The organism is Vibrio tritonius (assembly GCF_001547935.1).
Lineage (GTDB): Bacteria > Pseudomonadota > Gammaproteobacteria > Enterobacterales > Vibrionaceae > Vibrio > Vibrio tritonius.
Genome location: NZ_AP014635.1, coordinates 1,539,927 through 1,560,095, shown reverse-complemented (window position 1 = coordinate 1,560,095; position 20,169 = coordinate 1,539,927). Strand labels below are relative to the sequence as shown.

Genomic DNA, 20,169 nt, shown 5'->3' with positions numbered 1-20,169 from the left:
GCTGTGGTATTGGCTTTTTTTGAATACATGGAGGTATTCCGTTCATGAATGCACATCTCGACATCAGCCCTCTTGCTCAAAGACTTTCTGAGTCATCTATCCGCACGATCGCCAATTACGGTATGACCTTACCTGATGTCATTCCCCTGTGGTTTGGCGAATCGGATATTCCAACGCCCAAATTCATTTCTGAAGCCGCGATTGCGAGCTTAAACAGAGATGAAACTCGCTATACGCCCAATAACGGTTTACCACAATTGCGCACCGCATTAGCCGACTACTCAACTCGCCTATTCGCCCGTCCGATTGCCGACAATAATATTGTGGTGACGGTGTCAGGCACCGATGCGCTTATGCTTGCCTGCCAAACCTGTATCTCCCACGGAGATAAAGTCGTGGTGATAACCCCTGTATTTCCAACCTTGTTTGCCATTCCTGAACTGCTGGGCGCAGAGGTCGTGCCATTTGCGTTAGAACAAAAAGAGAACCGTTTCGAACTGAATCTTGAAGCGCTGTTTGCACAGGCGAAAGATGCACGGGCAATTATTATTAACAGCCCCAATAACCCAACGGGATGGATGGCTTCACAGGCAGAGATTCATGCGATTATGGCTTTCGCTCGTGAACATGGCGTTTGGGTTGTATCAGATGAAGTATACAGTCGTCACTGCTATGAAGATGAAACTGCGCCCTCTTTTGTTCGAGAGATGCAAGCAGACGATAAGCTGATTATCTGTAACAGTTTTTCCAAGGCGTGGTGTATGACTGGTTGGCGTCTTGGCTGGCTTACTCTTCCTGATAACTACACGCCGACCATTACCAAATTGATTGAATTTAACGTGTCCTGCGCACCCGCATTTGTACAACATGGTGGACTAGCGGCAATCACTCAGGGCGAAGAATTTGTTAACCACACGCTCGATCGTTTCCGTCAGGGCCGTTCATTAGTACAAAAATACCTTGGTGATATTGAAGGAGTCACCTTATACGACATGCCTGCAACCTTTTATGCCTTCTTAAAAGTGCGAGGCCTAGATGACAATAGCCAACCAGCCATCTTAGAAATGATTGAAAAATATCGGGTTGGCGTAGCGCCAGGTGAAGCCTTTGGTAGCGCAGGTTCAGGGCATTTACGTATCTGCTACGGCAGCCATCCCGACAAATTAGAAAAAGGGTTAGCGGGCATCCGCGAGTTTCTCACCGAGTTTGTAACTCGCTCCCTTAAAGTATGATGCACAAGTAAGGGGCCACTCGCTTAGCCCCTTACCTAACGTGATATTCCATCCCCCAAACTAATTAACACTGTATAAAAACTCGACTAAATATCACTATTATTCAATATTTTAATATGCATAAATCACCTCAATTTACATCCAAATAACTTTGCCATATTAAGCTTTTCTTAAGAATTACGACCTATCCTGAAGATAGAGATGCAGTCAATACCTGCTAGGTTGTCTTTCACTTGAGAAATGGAAACAGAACGTGATACATCGTCATCCATACAAAGCCGTCATACCCGACCCAATGCAAACTTTGCACAAAAAACTCATCCTTCATTTTGTAAACGATGATCAACCCTATCTATGTCATCGAGTTAGGCTCAATGACATTACCAATGCTGAATCATGCCTGTCTTCGAAGAAGCAAGCTAAGCTTAACGACGTGTTTGAACACTATGTTTGTTTGGTTCAGCAGTTACGAAGTGAAAATCAACCACTCGAACAAAAACAGCAAAGAGAGCGTAAACTTCGCCTTGTTGTCGCAGCGCTTTACTGTGCGTTGTTTAAATAACGCCATTTACCCTATCACGGTTCCTATATGGTTTTGTTTAGGCAAATGTTGACTCGCATAAGCCCTTCCATGAGAGCTTATTTACCATCCTCGGCAAACAGAGTTTGCTTGTCAGCGGCTGTCTGACTTCCCAAACGGGAACATGATTGAGACAGCCATTTCTAGTTCAGTTCAGCATTCAATACAAAAAGGATATTTCGATCTAATGTTTACCAAAATTTACTATTAATTGTGCATCCAAATGTTGAAATCATTTTTTGTTTTATGCTGTCGTTTATTAGCAAGTATTAAATAAGCAAAAACTTAGTGTGATTATAATCACAGCTTATTTAATCGCCAATTGTCATACGCTGTTTTAAGTTTAGAATTAATAAAAATTTGGATTGTTACTGTTTACAGGCAAAACCTTACTCCATAGATAAATTATCAATATTGGGGTGAGGTTTTTTTGTTTTTCATCATTCAAAATAATAAATTTCCATTTATTTAAATGGACGGCATTTTATTGCCCTTAAAAACCCAATAACCATAAGCGTAAATCGTGTAATTACTTTTCTTACAAATGTAATAGGAACAAAATATGAGCCGGACTCTTAACACTACCCTTTTTCTAATATCTATTAGCGCCTTTTCTAGCGCTCAAGCCCGAACCGACAATGATGGTAACTGGATAGAAAACTATTTGGATAGAGATAATGGTAGCGAATTAGCACAATTCACCGATATCGAAAACAACAGCCGTTGGTACTATAATTTACGTCTACAAGGCACCACTACTGTCGGTCGTTCCTTCGACGATCAAGGCAGCAAAATTGAAGCTAGTTTACGCTTGCGTGGTAAAACCATGTTTACTGAAGACCTAGGTTTTACGGGCGATTTCTGGTTAAAAGCCAAAGAAAACTACAATAAAACAAATGGCATAACCTCAAATCACTATGACGACCTAGATGAGGGAGCCAGTTGGGAAAACCTCATTTTCGGTATTGAATCAAATACCTTTGGTACCCTGGCTTACGCCAAACACTCTACAAACTGGGCTGTTTATTCTACTGATATTGGTATGCATGGCCAATATGACATACAAATGGATGCAGCAGGCAAAAATGCCGGAAAAATAATTTATAAGAATTATTTTGATAACAACCTATTTGTACACACGAGCTATGACACTAACTCCGATATATATGGTTTAGATATTGGTTATCAAACAGCAAATATTTATCCATTTAGACCAGATTCCTATGGCGTTTATTTTTCTATGCACAATGGTCAGCCATTATTAAACAAAGGATACAATTCCAATATAATCGGTAACGTCAACACTAATTCCAATATAAAATCAGATACCGATTATAACCGTGACAGCGAATCACTAATCACATACTCATTGAGTAGTTATAAACAATTTGGATTTAATGGCCGCGTTGGTCTCGCTATGGCTTATTCTGAACGCGATAATGACGAATCCATCCGTGAAATAAGAGAGCAAGGCTACGCTGAAGGCGGTTTAGGCTTCTCAATATCGTCAACTTACCAATATTTTCCTGAAGGGTTTAAAGGTTGGGGGCCTGTCATTACGGTATCCCATGATGAATTTACCGATAAAATTGTTCCACAAATGCAATACTGGTTTAGCCCACAAGTTCGTGTTTGGGCTGGCCACATCATTACAACACATGGCGAAAACTCCACTCAAGTTGAGTTTCAATTAGACTACTAATACATGTAGACATTCAGTTTTGAAGGGATGAGCACAGTATGTCATCCCTTTTTTTAAACATATGTATTCTATTGCATCATAAATGTGCGAGTTATCATATAAATCATAAAACACTAATATATCTAGCTTATCCTCCCCTACGCAAAACTATTGCCCTCCTATACTTATTCCTGAGCTGAATACAAGCGACTAATCAAAAAGGAATTTTAACTATGGTGGGTGTAAAAAGCGTACTAACAAGTTTGATTGCCTCGGCAGCTGTCCTCGCAGTGGGTTCCAGTTATGCCGCGGATATTAAAGTTGGCATGTCTGCCGCTCTAACAGGTCCTGCGTCAGCGTTAGGCATAGCGGTAAAAAATGGTATCGAAACGTACTTCGACGAAGTCAACGCCGCTGGCGGTATCAACGGAAATAAACTGGTCTTTACGCCTCTCGATGATGGCTATGAACCAGCCAAAGCCGCCCCGAATATGAAACAGCTGATTTCTCAAGATAGTGTATTAGCCGTACTTGGCAACGTCGGCACACCTACTGCTGTCGTAACCGTGCCTATCGCGAATGAAGATAAAACTCTTCTTTTCGGAGCGTATACCGGGGCTGGTGTGCTGCGTAAATCGCCACCAGATCGCTATGTTATTAACTACCGCGCCAGCTACGCAGAAGAAACAGCCGCAATGGTGAAGAACCTTCTTGCTAGTGGTATCAAACCTGAAGAGATAGCCTTCTTTACCCAAAATGATGGCTATGGTGATGCTGGCTTCAATGGTGCGGTTGCTGCTCTTAAAGCGGAAGGGTTTAATGACACCGATAAATTGGCACATGGCCGCTACACCCGTAATACAACCAACGTAGAACAAGCGTTAGGCACCATTCTCGATGCAGCAGTAGAACCAAAAGCCATCATCATGGTGGGTGCCTATGCCCCTTGTGCGGAGTTCATTCGTCAAGCTAAACAAGACTTCGATGACATGCTGTTTTTAAATGTTTCTTTCGTCGGCAGTTTGCCATTGCTAAAAGCGTTGGGTGATGACGCTGAAGGCGTGATAGTGACGCAAGTGGTTCCTCACTACGAATCTGATTTGCCAGGCGTTGAGGCGTACCGTAAAGCACTCGCTAAATACAAACCAAACGCACAACCAGATTTCGTCTCTCTTGAGGGGTATTTACTCGCCAAAATCTTCGTTGCTGGTGCAGCAAAAGCGCCTAGTCTAACTCGCGAAGGTGTGATTGATGGATTGGAAAAACTCAATAGCCTAGACATTGGTATCGGCGTGCCGATCACGTATAGCTCTACTCAACACCAAGCAAGTCATAAAGTATGGCCAACCATCATTCGTAATGGTCGTTATGAAGCATTGGATTGGGCCACTTTGCGTTAAGTATGGAAGCAATAACGTTTAAGGAATCACTATGTTAAGACTATCTGTTCGTAAATTGCTCATTACCTTATCGACAGGGGCCATCATCTCCGTACTGGTTGTTTCAACAATGATATTTTGGCTCGGAGATGTAGCCAATTCTTTAAGTGAGGCGACGAACAACAGCGCCAGAGAATCTGAACAGGTGAACAATGTTAGCCAGGATGCCTCTGCACTTCTGGCTAACACCTTAAAAATAGCGTCAGCTCAGACTAGACAAGAATTAGGTAATGGCGCTGATTATGACGTTTCTTTATCTGACTCAGGGCACGATCAACTCAATCAGATAGTGCGTGAGTTCGCTGATGCCAGCCAAAAGCTTTATACAACGAAAGCAGCTTTAGTCAGTAATGCTGAAAAAATTCAATTGATGTCCATGCAATCTACTGAATTAATGGACAAGATCCGCAAAAATACAGGAGGCCTTTTAGGTAAAACCTCCTTGACAGAAAAGCGCTTGGTACGAAGAGTTGTTCGTGCGCTTAAAAAAGTCACCCCTGAAACCCCTACCGACAGTTGGCTATCAACATCTCAAAAAGCACTTGATGTATTACAGGGAGATAGCGATAAAATCATTACGGCGGCCACTCAGCTAAGCTTGGGTGTTACTCAATTAGAAACCATCAACTATGCCATGCAAAGTGCGGTCGATGATTCGAGTCTTATCAGTTTAGAAAAAAACATCGCAGCACCAACAAAGGCACTTATTGACGATAAAATTAAAATTCTACAAGGTTTGACTGAGAATAACGCCAACTTGAATCAGCTTCTTTCAAACATCGTAGAACAGAGAGACCAGTTATATACTGTGATGTTTACATCGTCAGGTTCAATTTTATCTGTGCGGCGCGAAAACCTTCAATTACAAGCTCAATTAAAAGAGCAAAGCAAACAAGTGTCGGCGTTAGCGACAAAAATGAGTGAAGCGGCAGACAGTGTTATTAAGACTAGCCAACAGGCAAGTGCATTGACCTTAGCCAACTCAAACAGCACCATCGATAAATTACTAAACAGCAGCGCGATTGTTGCTGCCGTTGTACTGATTGTGCTAATCGCCGCGTCTATTGGAATCACTCGTCTCATTACCAAACCACTTGATAAGATCTCAAACGCTTTAGCCGATATCGCCGATGGTGAAGGTGACCTAACTCGTCGTATCGAGGTATCAGGTATCCAAGAGGCCGTTGAGTTAGCAAAATCATTTAACCGATTTGTTGCTCAATTGCAGCAAACCGTTAAATCTCTTGCCGATGTAGAAACTGAACTTAGCAATGCCGTAACCAATACCACCAGCCTCACTCAACTAAGCTATAAGAACATCGAAACGCAAAGTTCAGAAACTACCGTGGTTGCCAGCACTGTTGAAGAATTAAGTCAGAGTTTTGCCGAAGCTTCCGGACTCGCCTCACAGGCTCTTTCTGCTACTCAAGATGCGTCGCATAACGCTAAGAAAGGGCAAAACACGGTGATGAACTCAACCAAGGCCATTGGTCAGCTTGCTACCAGCATTGAAAGCGGCGTGAGTTCAATGGAAAAACTGACAGAAACGAGTCGCAATGTGATGACTGTATTGAGTGTGATCAGCGACATTACAGAGCAAACCAATCTATTGGCACTCAATGCCGCTATTGAAGCTGCACGAGCTGGTGAACATGGTCGAGGATTTGCGGTAGTAGCAGACGAGGTTCGATCTCTTGCCGGACGCACCCAATCATCAGCGACAGAAATCGCGCAAATATTGGAAAAATTCAATCAGGATGCCCAATCTACTTTATCGGTCATGTCGAAAGGAAAAGAACATGTTGATATTAGCGTAAAACAATCAGAATTGGTTTCAGAAGCATTCAGCAATATCAACGCCAGTATTAAGACGATTCATGATATTAACGAACAAATCTCAGATTCCGCTATTCACCAAAATAGTGCTGCGCAATCTGCGTCAGCCAGTGTAGAGCGCATCAATACCATCAGCGGTGATACCAGAGAATCGATTGGAGAAATTCAGAGCTCCTCGAACCTTCTCGACACCCTATCTAAACGTCTGCACACCGCAGTTCATCGTTTTCGTTTTTAACGAGAAAAGCACCTTGGCTATCGCATCGTTTACCCCATGCGCTAGCCAAGCCACATAGGGAAAAGGCATCTCTTTATCAGTCTTAAACAACAGGCTCAGCTTCACGTTCACGCATAGCGGTTTTTGCCACTCCACGAGATAAAGTTGATGTTGTACTTTTCACTGGAGAAGGGTTCACTTTAGTGGCTGTCGTAGGCTTCACAGAAACTACTCTAAGAGACTTTAACTGTTGAGTCAGTTGGTTACGAGTTTCCACATGAGCATTTTCAACCCCCACATGCTGCTGTGTAACAGCACGTTCAATCTGCCCCTGCTGTGTTTTTAGCCCCGTGTAAACTTGAATCATGAGCTTACGTAGCGCTTCACTCGTTTCGGTATGTGCGCTAAGTAAACTTTGGTTAGCTTGCTGAATTTGTTGAAATTGTTGCGAAACAGAGGCGCGAAGTTGGTCCACTTTCTCTTCTCTTTGCCCCGCTTTTCGTTTTAATTCAGCCGTATCATTAATAATGAATTGATTCAGTTCAGCAAATTCTAGTTCGATTTGACGGCGATGCTTAACAAACGTTTCATTCATCGCGCTCAATTGTGCTTGTGCGGCTTGTTGAATTCGATACTGCCGAAAGAGCATTACACCTTGCAAAAGGATCACTATCGCTACTGCGCCTAACAATAACCAATAAGATTCAGGTGACATCACGTCCATCAAAATTCCTTTACTACCTAATACGATTACCGCCACCACAACGGGGGTTTGTGGTCTTAAAATATTAATATTCAATTTTACTAAACTAATGATTTTAGGGATAAATTGAACAAGACTAGACGTTACTACAAATAGAAGAGAAATCAAAAATAATATTGATAAAAAAGTGATAGATACATTGATAATGTTTAACGATGTTACACCTCAATGAGAACCAGTAATACTAAGCTCTCATTGGGTTACAGACTAAACACCAATACTCTTGTTGTTTAGTCGAGGAAGGTTCTTGAATTTGATATAACTGACGGTGGTTCTCGCATGTCGTTTCACAGTTACATTCTTTCTCGACGCCTATGGTTGATAGCCCACCACAACTTCCTTGAATTGACTTTCTCTTAAACATTACCCCAATCGCCATCATGGCAATCACAGCCAAAAAAACACATAACGTCAAAACAAAAGCCATGAGTCACACCTCGCTCTAATCAACCTTATCTAAAGTTTAGCACACGCTTCACTCCCAAAAACGCGCTGAGTTTATAGCATATGCTATTTATAAACAATTTAAATTTAGTGCTAGATATACAAAAAGCCACTAACAGTGGCTTTTTAGACAAAGACTTAAAATTTACTGGGTCACATGAGAATGACTTTTGCTGTGGGTACCAAACCATTGGTACAACAATACACAAATAATGCAAATAGCCAGTGCCATGCGAGTTGCGCCTAATACGCCCTGCCATCCCATGCTTTGATAAAACGGTTCAAGGAAGAACACACCGATACTGGCGCCTGAGTAATAGAACAAGCTATACAAAGCCTGTGCGCTGCCTTTGTTTTCTTTAGCTTTACGGCCAACAAGCGTGCTTGCATTCGCGTGGCAGAAGAAGAAACCGAATGCCACTAACACCATGCCAATGATCATCATAAACATGCTGTTCCAACTCATAAGGAAGTTAGCTAACAACATGACGCAAATACCAACCACGATTCCTGCAATTTGACTGTGTTTCTTTGCAAATTTACCTGCAAATGTAGAGCTTGTGGTACCGCCTAACATGGTTAAGAACATCATACTGCGAATGTCACTCGGCAAATTATATGGATAATCGCTTAACACCATCATTAAGTAGTTAGACAAGTTTACGAACGTGCCAAAAGCGAGGCCTATCAACACATAGATGATCAGCAGTTGTGGACGTTTTAAGTGCTTCCCAAACGCTTTGATTGAACCACCTATTTTAAGTGGTTTCGGTTTGAAATGACGTTGTTCTGGCAGTAAATAATAAACCACGGCAAACAATAGCGCGGTTAGTCCAGCAATAACTAACCCACCATTTTGCCAACCGCCAAAATATTCTGCGCTAAAACCACCAAGTAAACGACTACATAAGCCGCCTAACGTATTGGACGCAATATAAAAACCAACGGCGCCAGCTAGCCAGCTTTTACGCAATTCTTCCCCAAGTAGTGGCACAGCCAGAGCAGGACACACAGCCAAAAACATCCCTTGAAAAAAGCGTAATGACAAAAACACACTGTAGTTATCCACTAGCGGCAGAGCCAAAGAAATAGCCACACCAATTGCCGACCCCGCAAGCAAAATTTTGCAACGTCCAACAGCGTCAGACCAACTGGCAAAAATCACTAACCCGAGCCCCATCCCCAACAGAGGAGCAGACATAGCAAAGTTAGCCGCTAAAGAAGTAATATTAAAATCATGTTGTAAAACAGGAAGTAACGGTTGTAACCAATAAATATTTGCAAAAGTGATCACGGAAAAGAGACAAACACAAATAACAAAGCGGCTGTAATGGGGGATATTTTTCACTGCTCTCGACTACGTATAAAAGGATTAAAAGAAACGGGTTTAGAGCGCTAGAGTACGCCTGCGATATCAATAAATAAAATATGTTGTGTTTATCTATTCCATAGATAAAATTTATACCCATATTTTAATGTTTGACTTCGTTCTCATTTTTGATAAGGACCCCTTGTTATGGAGTTAAGACAGCTTCGCCATTTTGTGACTGTCGTGGAGCATGGATCGATTTCTGCAGCGGCCCGTGCCCTTAATTTGGCGCAACCGGCGGTCAGTAGCAGTGTTAAAAAGCTCGAAGAAGAATTGAAAATGCCACTGTTTAATCGTCGCGACCGTGGTATCGATCTCACCACTGCTGGGCAAGAGTTTTTGCAGCATGCTAAACAGATTTTAAATCAAGCACACGATGCAAAATTGGCAATGCAAGCGATGGAAGGATTAGACCAAGGACAGGTGGATATTGCCGTACCGGGTATGCTTGGTTCTTACTATTTTCCTCCCCTATTGATGGCCTTTCGCCACCAATACCCAAATATCGACTTGAATATTTTAGATACCGGGACACGCAACATTCGACGCTTATTACTTGATGGTGAAGTGGAGTTAGGAGTAGTTGCCAGTAAAGACCTTACTCCAGAACTCGAAGCTCGTCCCTTGATCCGAGAGAAAATGGTGGTGTGTATGTCGGTTGATCACCCTCTCGCGGACAAAGACGTAATCAGCTATGAGGATTTTCTTTCCCACGATTTGGCCTTGCTGCGTAAAGGTTACTATCACCATGCTCTATTGGATAGAATCAGTCGCGAGGTGAATATCAAACCTCGTATCGCGTTTACCAGTAACTTATTACCGTTGATAAAGTCCGTCATTCGGCGCGGTTACGCGATATCACCCATGTGGCAAGTGGCTATCCAAGACGATGACGAGATTATCACAAGGCCTTTTGCAGAGGCGTTTGAAGTGGATGTCAGTTTAGCTTGGCGCAAAGACAGTTACCTCTCTCGCGCCAATCAAGCGTTTCGTGATTTTGTGTTAGAAGAAATAAAAAATGATTTAACCGAATAGAACAAAACATCCCTACTAATATCAAGTTTTGCCATTGAATTAGTAGGGAAAAACGTATATTGAACGAGATTGGATGATGGTTACCAAAGCCCGATGACTTTCCACCAAATCAAACCAATAACTAGGGTAATAAGAACATTTACCGTAACAATGTAAAGATTGTACCGATAGAACTGAGGTCGCGAAAAAAAGCCTTGCGCATAATATAACGGCCCAGGCCCGCCACCATATTCGGTCAGTCCCCACATCAAATTGCCCAATATTCCTAAGCCAATGGCAACCAAAACAGGTGGAGCACCTGCGGTAACAGCAATAGCGATAAACATAGGATAAAGTGCCGCTACATGCCCCGTGGCGGTCGCAAAGAAATAGTGAATATAAACATAGACTAGGCCTAAAACAACAAACGCCAATATTCCATTGTCATTAGAGAACTGAGTACTTAAATGGCTCGTCATCCAGCCAATAACACCTTGTTCTGATAGTCCACTCGCTAAACTGATAATGGCACCAAACCAAATTAATGTATCCCATGCCGCACTGTCCTTGAGCACTATTTTCCAATCAATCACATTGGCAATAAAAATCAACGCCGCAATGGTGAGTCCTACCGTAGTCGAACTTAATCCCGTGACTAAGCTTGTTCCCCACCCCAACAGCGCTAATAAAGAAATAACAACCAAGTATTTTTCTTGCTTAGACATGTGACCAAGTTTGGCCAATTCATCTTTTCCCATTTGCTTCGCTTGAGGTGTCTTCTTCATTGTGGGTTTTGCCAACTGATAGACCAAAGCAGGTAACAAAATAAAACACAAACCAAGAGGAATGCTGGCGGCCCAAAACCATTCGAGCCAACCGATATCGACGTTGAGTGTCGAAGATGCTAAAGACACCGCCAAAGGATTCGCAGCCATTCCGGTTAAAAACAGTGCGCCAGTAATAGGCGTAATATGAAAACAAGTAAGAATTAGGTACTCGCCGATCTTCTTCCCACTCTCTCCAGGTCCGGAACCCAAAGCAGAATTAATGGAATTGACAATGGGTAATATAATCCCGCCCGACCGAGCAGTAACAGAAGGTGTCGCTGGTGCAATTAATAAGTCAGCAATTCCCAAAACATACCCCATTCCTAGGGCGCTGCCACCAAACTTAGATAACATAGCGAACGCAAAACGCCGTCCTAATCCGGTTTGAACAAAACTAAGAGAGAGTATGTATGCGGAAAATATCAGCCAAACAATGCCACTGGAGAATCCAGCCAACGCTTGTTTTTGACTAAATGTACCCGTGATGATGGAAACACATAGCCCAACAATCATAATCGCCCCAGAAGGAAGAGGCTGCATTAAAATAGCGAGGATAACAGCAGAGAAAATACCTAATGTGTGCCAACCTTGCACCGTTAAACCCGTTGGTGCTGAACTGAGCCAAAATAGGCTCAGAACAAGGATAGGAACAATGCAGCACACCCATTTTTTAACATCTATTTTTATTAACCTTTTCATCATGTGCTCCTATCAATGAAAAGTAGCAGTAGGTTATAAAATTGCTTGGGTGAGATTTAATCTCTGCGTCTTGAGCAAGCTAGTGTGTGTTCGATCATCAGTTGAGTGACCCCAAGATAATTAGCAGGATCAGTCAATTCATCGATTTGTTGATGGGTGAAATGCGCATTCACAATCGAAATATCGTAGAGTTGCTCTGCTAGTGTTCCACCGTTCTCATTCACTTTACGGCAGGCATCGTAAACCACGTCATGAGCTTGTTGACGTCCAATAAACGGAGCAATTCCCATCATGACCGCTTCAGCAACAATCAATCCGCGAGTTAAGCCTAGGTTTTCTCTCATTTTATTTTTATCGACAATTAAACCGTTCAACATGAATTTGGCTTGGTGCAAAGCGCCTGCAGTAGAAATAAAGCTTTCAGGAATCGCAATCCACTCTGCGTGCCAAGGACCGGTTGCTCGTTCAAAATCCTGAATCATAGCGTCTAACATTAATCCAGCTTGTTGGCGTACCGCTTTGGCAGAAGCCAAAATCAATTCACTCGAAATAGGATTACGCTTTTGCGGCATGGTGCTACTTGAACCCCGACCTTTAACAAACGGTTCGTACACTTCGCCGATTTCATTGGTTGCCATAAGCATCACATCGTAAGCGATTTTCCCTAACGAGCCGGTCACTAGACCAAGAAAGTTAACCACTTCTGCAAAATTATCACGGGCCACATGCCAACTGCATTCAGGAACGCCTAATTCCAGCTCTTGCATAAGTGCAGTTTGAACATCTAAACCACTATCTTTTAACGATGCTAACGTGCCGGCAGCACCTGCGAAATTACCGACTAATACTCGCGGTTTTAATTGCTGAAGACGGTCATAGTGACGATCTAACATTGATAGCCAAATCGAAGTTTTGTGGCCAAAGGTTATCGGCAATGCATGTTGTAAATGTGTTCGACCAGCCATTAACGTCTCTTTGTGTGTCACACTTAAGTTCTGTAAACACACTCTAAGTTCTTTAATGTCTCGCTCGACAATGGCTAATCCTTCACGAATTTGTAAGGCAACCGCTGTATCCATAATGTCCTGCGTTGTTGCCCCCCAGTGAATATAACGCCCTGCTTCACCACACTGTTTTACGAGTTGATGAACCAAAGGCAAGATGGGGTAACCTACAATATCGGTTTCTTCTTTTAACAGGTCAAAATCGAGTTTATCGATAGAACAAAGCGCCACTATTTCAGCAGCCGCTTGTTTAGGAATGACATCACAAGCTGCTTCAGCTTTTGCCAAAGCGACTTCTACATCGATGTATTTTTGTACTAAAGAAATATCGTTGAAGATGGTTCGCATCTCTTGTGAACCAAAAGCATCTTTAAATAAGGCAGAATCATAAACTGTACTTGCATGATATTGGCCGTAACTCATAGTTAAATCATTATTAGAATCATATGTTTATATATCTACAAGCTATTACAATCATCTCTAACAACTTGTCCGGACAAATATTTGTCCGGACAAGTTAATTAGCTCCCTGAAATTTGTCCAGACATTTTTGTCTGTCATGTGATGGAACAATCACTTATGATGGCGATATCACGAAAATTTACCGACTCCCTCGATGACAGATACGAAAACAACACGTTACCTTGAAGTGGCCAACTCAATGGAACAGCAGATTACTGATCAAACCTATCGCTCTGGTGATCTGCTACCCACAGAGGCGAAACTGTGCTCCACCTACCAAATCAGCCGCTATACCGCTAGAGCAGCACTTAAGGTATTGGAACAAAAAGGGTTTATTGAACGTCATCAAGGTAAAGGCAGTGTGGTTATCAATAATCAGGCAACGCTATATCGCAGCACTTGGTCAACCATCGACGAACTGCTCGATCATGCAGAACATGTCCATGTTGATATCCTTGCAGTAGAGACGTTCGATAGCTCTATGAAACCTAGTGAAATATGGTTTGAGGGGATGGGGCAAAAACCGCTGGCGATTAATGCGCTACGCTACATGACGAACGAAAAAAACGGTCAGCGCCCTTTATGTACGCTTGATGTATGGATTCATGAAGATTACAAAACTATAGAGCACGACCTTCCAAAGCAATTTGGTTCCGTCATTACTCATGTTGAACAACATTTTGGCGTTACTGCGGTTGAGGTAAACCAAGTCATCAGTGCAGTCATATTGTCTGAACAACAAGCAAAACTATTATGCGTTCCGCAAAACCAAGCTGCATTACGAATCCGCAGAAAATACTTCAGTGCTGAAGGAAAACTTATAGAAGCGAGTGAAACCGTATTTCCGTGTTCCGTCTTTGAATATCAAATGACGATGAGACGCTTTTAATTTCACTCTAGCAACCAAGTAAATGCACTATTTTAACAACCCCGCGGCAATTTGGACGCCATAGCCTTACGACGATCAAACTTGGCACCATCAGCAACGAAGGTGCCATCCCCTACCGCATGTAACATTTGACGCTGGGCAAAATCATCGGCGGCGTAAGCCGCTAGCCCTTCAAGTACGATGATGTGGTGCTCTTCGATAATATCCACCACCTTGCATTCAATGTTTGCCATGCACTCTGCAATTAAAGGGGTACTGACGTACTTGCCTGATATTGGTGTTAAACCAAACTTGGTAAACTTATCGGTGTCCCGGCCACTGCAGGTTCCCACGCCAACCACCAAATCGATTTGATCAGCACAGGGAATGGCAATAGTGCACTCTCTGGTTTGTTCCAACGCAGCATAGGAACAATTCCAAGCCCCTGTTGTTATCGCAAAACGTGGTTCAAAACTCATCACCATCGTCCAAGAGATGGTCATTATATTGATAAAACTACCATCACGAGTGGTAACGAAAACCACAGGTCCCGGTTCTAGCAAGGTGAAACTGGTGTGATTAGGGATTGTGTTCATGGAGGACAAACCTCGCCTTTACCGAGAATTAAGGACAATATTGTCATTATGCGAGGTGATGGGGCGTGAAAACGTGATGGGCCTCTTTTTCAAGACCCATCGTTATAACAAAAAGATGGATAACGCCTAATTAAGCGCTATAAAACCCTAGCAAAGAGGGTCTGCTTATCAGCATCCGCCTGATGAGTGAAACTGAAGCATAATTAGGAACTGCTAGTTAGAGACTAAATCCGTTGAAATGGATAAATAGAGCCAAGTTGCATGATTTGAGTCAGCTCATCTAACGCAGTACGACATTCCACCAGCAACGCAGGATCAGCAAGATCGTGCTCAGAGAGACGATCGCGATAATGTTTGTTCACCCACCCGACTAACCGTTGATATTGGCGATCGTTCATCAATGCGTGAGGATTTACCGCATCGAGTTCACGCTGCTGCAAAGCGACGCGTAATCGCAGACACGCAGGGCCGCCACCGTTACGCATGCTTTCGCGCAAATCAAACACCTTAACTTCGTTAATCACGCCACTGGTTGCCACCAACTCTTGCAAATAACGCCACACGCCTTGATGTTCATGCGCTTCACTTGGCACCACCAGCATCATTTTGCCGTCAGCTTTGGTCAGTAACTGGCTATTAAACAAGTAGGTTTGTACCGCATCGCTGACCGAAACTTGATCTCGTGGTACTTCAATAGGCTGAAATTCGCATTCCAACATTGCTAGTTTACGGCGCAATTCATCAAACGCAGCTTCTTGATGATAAAAGGCATCTTGATGATGAAAAAACACCGAGCCATTACTCACTGCAATCACATCGTTATGAAATACACCTTGATCGATCACGTCGGGATTTTGCTGCAAAAACACGCTATTGTCCGGTGATAAACCATGTAAACGCGCAATGGCTTGGCTCGCTTCTAAGCTGTGCCGCGCAGGAAATTGGGTTGGCTTCGGCTCATCAGAAAAATAGTGCTGACCATAGACAAACAGCTCCACGCCTTTAGCCCCATGATGATGGCTAAAACGGTTATGGTTAGCCGCACCTTCATCGCCTAGTGATTCGTGCATCGGCAATGCTGGATGGTGAGCAAAGAAAGCAGGATCGGTGAAAATCGCAGCCAAAGCGCGCCCCGTTTGCTGATGTTCGATACTGCGATGCAGCTTATTGTTCAAGTTAGCGGGCGTAAAATGCACTTTGCCATCTGCAGTGTCTGTCGATGGCGAAACCGTCGCCGCATTCGCTACCCACATGGATGAAGCTGAGCTGGCATTCGCCAATAACCGTGGCGCTTGCATGGCCGCTTGTTCAATCACTTGCTGATCAGTGCCGCCAAAACCGAGTTGGCGCAGTGTGGCAATACAAGGGCGCTCTTGCGGAGGCAAAATTCCCTGCTTGAACCCTATGTCCGCCAAGGCTTTCATCTTGTCTAAACCTTGCAGCGCCGCCAGTTTCGGGTTGGCCACCACGTTTTTGTTATTGGTCGACGCAACGTTACCGTAGGAAAGCCCTGCATAGTTATGAGTAGGACCAACTAGACCATCAAAGTTAACTTCGTATGCTGACATAGTGACTCCTACTTAATGTGTGAAAAATCTAAACCCGGCGAGACCGTTTCCGGCATGCTTAAGGTGTCGGTTTCCAGTGATGCCACCGGCCATGAACAGTAATCCGCCGCATAATAAGCACTTGGGCGATGGTTACCGGATGCGCCCGGGCCACCAAATGGTGCGTTACTCGCAGCGCCCGTTAACGGTTTATTCCAGTTAATAATTCCGGCACGCACATCAATTAGAAACTGCTCGTAAAAGTCGCGATCGGTTGAAACCAGCCCAGCCGACAGACCAAAGCGGGTGTTATTGGCGATTTCGATGGCTTGTTCACGCCCTTGATAACGCGTAATGGTCAGTAACGGACCAAAATACTCCTCATCTGGCAGAGATTTCGTATCCGTGACATCCAAAATGGCCGGAGATAACAAACCAGTGTTGGGCACCAACTGCGTCATGGTGAGCAGAGATTTCGCGCCTTTTTCGATTAACATCGCTTGTACATTGAGCAGCTGCTGCGCTGCTTTTGCTGAAATCACTGGGCCCATAAAAGGCTCGACTTCATCGGTCCAAGCGCCGACTCGAATCTGCTTAGTCACCTCAACCAAACGTGCAATTAAGCGATCGCCTTGCTCGCCGTAAGGTACAAGCAGGCGGCGCGAACAGGTACAACGCTGCCCAGCACTGATAAACGCCGATTGAATGATCAGATTCACCACGGCATCAGTATTTTCATATGAATCAATCACTAATGGGTTATTACCGCCCATTTCCAGCGCCAGAATTTTATCGGGACGAGACGCAAATTGCTCATGTAACACATAGCCCACATTGGCACTGCCAGTAAACAGCAGCCCATCAATGCCCGCGCTTTGCGCTAACGCCACGCCCGTCTCTTTTCCCCCTTGAACCAAGTTGATAACGCCTGCGGGTAGCCCCGCCAGCTCCCACAATTCAATGGTTTTTTGCGCGGTCATTGGGGTTAATTCGCTCGGCTTAAACACCACGGTATTACCCGCTATCAGCGCCGGTACAATGTGCCCATTGGGTAAGTGTCCTGGGAAATTATACGGGCCAAACACCGCCATCACCCCATGAGGGCGATGACGTAATGAGGCAGTGCCGCCAGCCATTTTGGTCACTTTACTGCCAGTACGTTCATGGTAAGCCTCAATCGAGATCGCCACTTTATTCGCCATGGCTTGTGCTTCGGTCAGCGCTTCCCACAAGGGTTTGCCGGTCTCATTCGCAATGGTTTCACCGAGCATCTGTTTATGTTCAGTGACCAATTGGGCAAAGCGTTTTACTAGCTCAATTCGCTGCTCTAAAGGGGTTCTTGCCCAGCTTTTAAATGCGGTGCGCGCTGCACTTACCGCCTGTTCAACACTGGCAGCAGAACTTGCCAACCCTTGCCAAAGCAACTCGCCGTTGGCCGGATTGACTTTATCAAACGCGCTCTCACCAGCGCTGTGCCATTGACCTTGAATAAAGAGATTCGGTTGTAATCTTGTCATCTTTTATACCTCTGGCTGTTTGGCAAACAAGGAAGCGATACGCACCTCACTTCCTGCGGTCACTTGCAATGCGTCGCACTCAGCTGGCGTGAGATAAAGGTACTCATCGTCAGGCAGCGAATGGATTAACGTGGTACGAAACTGTTGGTACTCGGTGTTGCTGACCAAATAGGGCTGCGGCGCTGAAATAGGATTGTCGCTCACTGCCACTTTGCGTGTTTGGCTCTGCTTCACGATGCGCAAATCTTCCACATACGCTTCAAGAGTTGGGCCTGCATCGAAGATATCGACATAATTGGCGTAACGAAAACCTTCGCTTTCCAAAATCTTACGCGCTGGTACGGTGCAAGGGTGCACTTGACCAATCACTTCACGTGCCGCTGGAGTGAGAAAATCGACATAGAGCGGATGTTTTGGCATCAACTCGGCGATAAACGCCTTTTGCCCAATGCCGGTTAAATAGTCTGCCTGACTAAAATCGATGGAGAAAAAGTGCCGTCCGAGGGATTCCCAAAACGGCGATTCGCCATTTTCATCACTCACGCCGCGCATTTCGGCAAATACTTTGTCGCCAAACTCTTCGCGAAAGTTAGCGATAAACATCATGCGGCTTTTCGACAGCAGGTGACCGTTTTTGCTGTGACGGTAATCGGCGTTCAAAAACAGCGTGCAGAGTTCCGCGTGCCCCGTATGGTCGTTACTTAAAAACAGCGTTGGCATTTGGGTATAGACATTGAGTTCTTTGGAGGCGTGCACCAAGGTGCCAAGACGAAATGAATACCAAGGCTCGTTTAACCCCACCGCGACTTCAATGCCGCTTACCCCGACCACCTCTTTGGTGTCGCTATCTTCCAACACAAACAGATAGCCTTGCTCTGGCAATGGCGCGGTTTTATGCCATGTATTGAGCGTGCGCTCTAAACGACTGACAAGACGTGCTTCGTCTTCCGGTAATGATGTAAAGCCCACGCCTGCTTGGCTGGCTAACGTTAGTAATGCGTCCTTATCATCCCAAGTGACTGGGCGAATGATCATCATGATAAAATCCTTTTCTTACAGCTAAAGCGCGATATGCCAGACCTTGAGCTTACTCTTAAGCCCGACTTGTTTGGCAACCGCACTCTCTAATTTGAGCTTGTCGCCTTTCACCTGACAAGGCGCGATAAAGGCCACAAAGCCGTTATCGGTGTTAAATCCAATTAAATGTAATTCAGCATCGGCTGGCACAGCCCCCAGAGACAAGGTGGCTTGGCGATGCTCTTGCCATATGCTTAGTGTTGATCGCGTGGCACTCAAGATTGGCCCGCCATCGAAAATTTCGACGTATTTATCGGGTTCAAACCCTTGTCCACTGAGCAAATTGCATTGCAGTTCGGCTTTGGGGTTGACCATACCAAGCGCCAGTTGAGCTTCTTCATCAAACAGCGGCACATACAATGGGTAGTGTGGCATCAATTCCGCAATGAACGTGCCCTCTTTTGTGCTGTTGAGAAACTCCACTTCATCGTAATCTAGGCCCACAAATTTGCGCCCCACATGTTCCCAAAATGGCGCTCGCCCTTTCTCATCACACAGGCCAGGAAGCACTGCCATCCATTCGTTGGTAAAACGCTGCTGCTCAACACTCATATAGAGCAAGCGACCCAAGGTAATCAGTGCGGGATAGAGCGTTTTTAGTAACGATTCCACCACGTAAAAACTGCACAGATTAGAGTGATCGCTTAAGTCGTGAGTTAAAGAGAGCGCATGAACGCGCGAATGCACATTGAGTTCGCGAGATGAGTGAATCAGCATGTCATTTCGAAACGCATAGAAAGGCGTTCTATAGCCAGATAAGGCGTTGATTGCGCCAGTACCAACCACTTGCCCGGTTAAACTCTCCTCTAAAACAAAGAAATAGCTTTCTTCACCGGGCGTTACGACATCCTGCGCAAAAGAGGCCACAGAGCGTTCGATTTTACGGACCAAACTCTCTTTTTGAGCGGGTAATGTGGACACCATAGTGCCACTCTCTTTTGCTAAACGTTCTAGCTGACTTAAATCACTTAAACGCGCAGGACGCAGTATGATCATG

General features: G+C 44.4%; 17 protein-coding genes. 7 read left to right on the top strand and 10 right to left on the bottom strand.

Translation table 11 applies throughout. From position 1 onward, the window contains the following. Positions 1-44 precede the first annotated feature (44 nt). From JCM16456_RS06985 to JCM16456_RS06965, 5 genes are all read left to right on the top strand, one after another. Positions 45-1,232 (top strand): pyridoxal phosphate-dependent aminotransferase, encoded by a 1,188-nt coding sequence (locus tag JCM16456_RS06985; protein WP_068713533.1) that lies wholly within the window; start codon positions 45-47, stop codon positions 1,230-1,232. 253 nt (positions 1,233-1,485) lie between these two features. Continuing rightward, entirely contained in the window at positions 1,486-1,794 is a 309-nt protein-coding gene (locus tag JCM16456_RS06980) for a hypothetical protein (protein ID WP_068713532.1), read from the top strand. Positions 1,795-2,476: 682 nt separating this feature from the next. Continuing rightward, a complete protein-coding gene (locus JCM16456_RS06975) occupies positions 2,477-3,514 on the top strand; it encodes a hypothetical protein (protein WP_162266530.1) in 1,038 nt (345 codons plus the stop codon). Positions 3,515-3,726: 212 nt separating this feature from the next. Continuing rightward, a complete protein-coding gene (locus JCM16456_RS06970) occupies positions 3,727-4,893 on the top strand; it encodes an ABC transporter substrate-binding protein (RefSeq protein WP_068713530.1) in 1,167 nt (388 codons plus the stop codon). Positions 4,894-4,924: 31 nt separating this feature from the next. Further along, positions 4,925-7,006, top strand: coding sequence for a methyl-accepting chemotaxis protein (locus tag JCM16456_RS06965; RefSeq protein ID WP_068713529.1), 2,082 nt, complete (start codon positions 4,925-4,927; stop codon positions 7,004-7,006). An 82-nt stretch (positions 7,007-7,088) separates the two neighbouring features. On the opposite strand, the gene JCM16456_RS06960 is transcribed toward JCM16456_RS06965, so the two are convergent. From JCM16456_RS06960 to JCM16456_RS06950, 3 genes are all read right to left on the bottom strand, one after another. Next, a complete protein-coding gene (locus JCM16456_RS06960; protein ID WP_162266529.1) occupies positions 7,089-7,784 on the bottom strand; it encodes a hypothetical protein in 696 nt (231 codons plus the stop codon). 148 nt (positions 7,785-7,932) lie between these two features. Beyond that, on the bottom strand, positions 7,933-8,175 hold the full coding sequence (gene nqrM / locus JCM16456_RS06955) for a (Na+)-NQR maturation NqrM (protein ID WP_068713527.1): 243 nt from the start codon (positions 8,173-8,175) through the stop codon (positions 7,933-7,935). Positions 8,176-8,337: 162 nt separating this feature from the next. Next, a complete protein-coding gene (locus JCM16456_RS06950; RefSeq protein ID WP_231894429.1) occupies positions 8,338-9,486 on the bottom strand; it encodes an MFS transporter in 1,149 nt (382 codons plus the stop codon). A gap of 222 nt (positions 9,487-9,708) precedes the next feature. Between JCM16456_RS06950 and JCM16456_RS06945 the strand changes: the two genes are divergently transcribed. Next, positions 9,709-10,596, top strand: coding sequence for a LysR family transcriptional regulator (locus tag JCM16456_RS06945; RefSeq protein ID WP_068713525.1), 888 nt, complete (start codon positions 9,709-9,711; stop codon positions 10,594-10,596). Between the two features lie 80 nt (positions 10,597-10,676). On the opposite strand, the gene JCM16456_RS06940 is transcribed toward JCM16456_RS06945, so the two are convergent. Together JCM16456_RS06940 and JCM16456_RS06935 are read right to left on the bottom strand one after the other, a co-directional pair. Continuing rightward, positions 10,677-12,104, bottom strand: a complete 1,428-nt coding sequence (locus JCM16456_RS06940; RefSeq protein ID WP_231894428.1) for a DASS family sodium-coupled anion symporter — start codon at positions 12,102-12,104, stop codon at positions 10,677-10,679. Between the two features lie 53 nt (positions 12,105-12,157). Continuing rightward, positions 12,158-13,528: a class-II fumarase/aspartase family protein gene (locus tag JCM16456_RS06935; protein ID WP_068713523.1), complete on the bottom strand. Its 1,371-nt coding sequence runs from the start codon at positions 13,526-13,528 to the stop codon at positions 12,158-12,160. A gap of 193 nt (positions 13,529-13,721) precedes the next feature. On the opposite strand from JCM16456_RS06935, the gene JCM16456_RS06930 reads away from it, so the two are divergent. Next, complete coding sequence (locus tag JCM16456_RS06930) at positions 13,722-14,456, top strand: GntR family transcriptional regulator (RefSeq protein ID WP_068713522.1); 735 nt, start codon at positions 13,722-13,724, stop codon at positions 14,454-14,456. A 32-nt stretch (positions 14,457-14,488) separates the two neighbouring features. On the opposite strand, the gene JCM16456_RS06925 is transcribed toward JCM16456_RS06930, so the two are convergent. The 5 genes from JCM16456_RS06925 to JCM16456_RS06905 all read right to left on the bottom strand — a co-directional run bounded on the left by JCM16456_RS06925 (position 14,489) and on the right by JCM16456_RS06905 (position 20,168). Continuing rightward, on the bottom strand, positions 14,489-15,031 hold the full coding sequence (locus tag JCM16456_RS06925; protein WP_068713521.1) for a flavin reductase family protein: 543 nt from the start codon (positions 15,029-15,031) through the stop codon (positions 14,489-14,491). A 224-nt stretch (positions 15,032-15,255) separates the two neighbouring features. Next, complete coding sequence (astB, locus tag JCM16456_RS06920; RefSeq protein ID WP_068713520.1) at positions 15,256-16,599, bottom strand: N-succinylarginine dihydrolase; 1,344 nt, start codon at positions 16,597-16,599, stop codon at positions 15,256-15,258. A gap of 8 nt (positions 16,600-16,607) precedes the next feature. Continuing rightward, entirely contained in the window at positions 16,608-18,095 is a 1,488-nt protein-coding gene (gene astD, locus JCM16456_RS06915) for a succinylglutamate-semialdehyde dehydrogenase (RefSeq protein WP_068713519.1), read from the bottom strand. Between the two features lie 3 nt (positions 18,096-18,098). After that, positions 18,099-19,133, bottom strand: coding sequence for an arginine N-succinyltransferase (gene astA / locus JCM16456_RS06910; protein ID WP_068713518.1), 1,035 nt, complete (start codon positions 19,131-19,133; stop codon positions 18,099-18,101). Between the two features lie 21 nt (positions 19,134-19,154). After that, positions 19,155-20,168 (bottom strand): arginine N-succinyltransferase, encoded by a 1,014-nt coding sequence (locus tag JCM16456_RS06905; protein ID WP_068713517.1) that lies wholly within the window; start codon positions 20,166-20,168, stop codon positions 19,155-19,157. Position 20,169 lies beyond the last annotated feature (1 nt).

What these genes read in the sequence shown, in the direction of transcription:
- JCM16456_RS06985 (WP_068713533.1), top strand. Translation starts at nt 45, where the DNA reads ATGAATGCACATCTCGACATCAGCCCTCTTGCTCAAAGACTTTCTGAG.
- JCM16456_RS06970 (WP_068713530.1), top strand. Translation starts at nt 3,727, where the DNA reads ATGGTGGGTGTAAAAAGCGTACTAACAAGTTTGATTGCCTCGGCAGCT.
- JCM16456_RS06965 (WP_068713529.1), top strand. Translation starts at nt 4,925, where the DNA reads ATGTTAAGACTATCTGTTCGTAAATTGCTCATTACCTTATCGACAGGG.
- nqrM (WP_068713527.1), bottom strand. Translation starts at nt 8,175, where the DNA reads ATGGCTTTTGTTTTGACGTTATGTGTTTTTTTGGCTGTGATTGCCATG.
- JCM16456_RS06945 (WP_068713525.1), top strand. Translation starts at nt 9,709, where the DNA reads ATGGAGTTAAGACAGCTTCGCCATTTTGTGACTGTCGTGGAGCATGGA.
- JCM16456_RS06940 (WP_231894428.1), bottom strand. Translation starts at nt 12,104, where the DNA reads ATGATGAAAAGGTTAATAAAAATAGATGTTAAAAAATGGGTGTGCTGC.
- JCM16456_RS06935 (WP_068713523.1), bottom strand. Translation starts at nt 13,528, where the DNA reads ATGAGTTACGGCCAATATCATGCAAGTACAGTTTATGATTCTGCCTTA.
- JCM16456_RS06930 (WP_068713522.1), top strand. Translation starts at nt 13,722, where the DNA reads ATGACAGATACGAAAACAACACGTTACCTTGAAGTGGCCAACTCAATG.
- JCM16456_RS06925 (WP_068713521.1), bottom strand. Translation starts at nt 15,031, where the DNA reads ATGAACACAATCCCTAATCACACCAGTTTCACCTTGCTAGAACCGGGA.
- astB (WP_068713520.1), bottom strand. Translation starts at nt 16,599, where the DNA reads ATGTCAGCATACGAAGTTAACTTTGATGGTCTAGTTGGTCCTACTCAT.
- astD (WP_068713519.1), bottom strand. Translation starts at nt 18,095, where the DNA reads ATGACAAGATTACAACCGAATCTCTTTATTCAAGGTCAATGGCACAGC.
- astA (WP_068713518.1), bottom strand. Translation starts at nt 19,133, where the DNA reads ATGATGATCATTCGCCCAGTCACTTGGGATGATAAGGACGCATTACTA.
- JCM16456_RS06905 (WP_068713517.1), bottom strand. Translation starts at nt 20,168, where the DNA reads ATGATCATACTGCGTCCTGCGCGTTTAAGTGATTTAAGTCAGCTAGAA.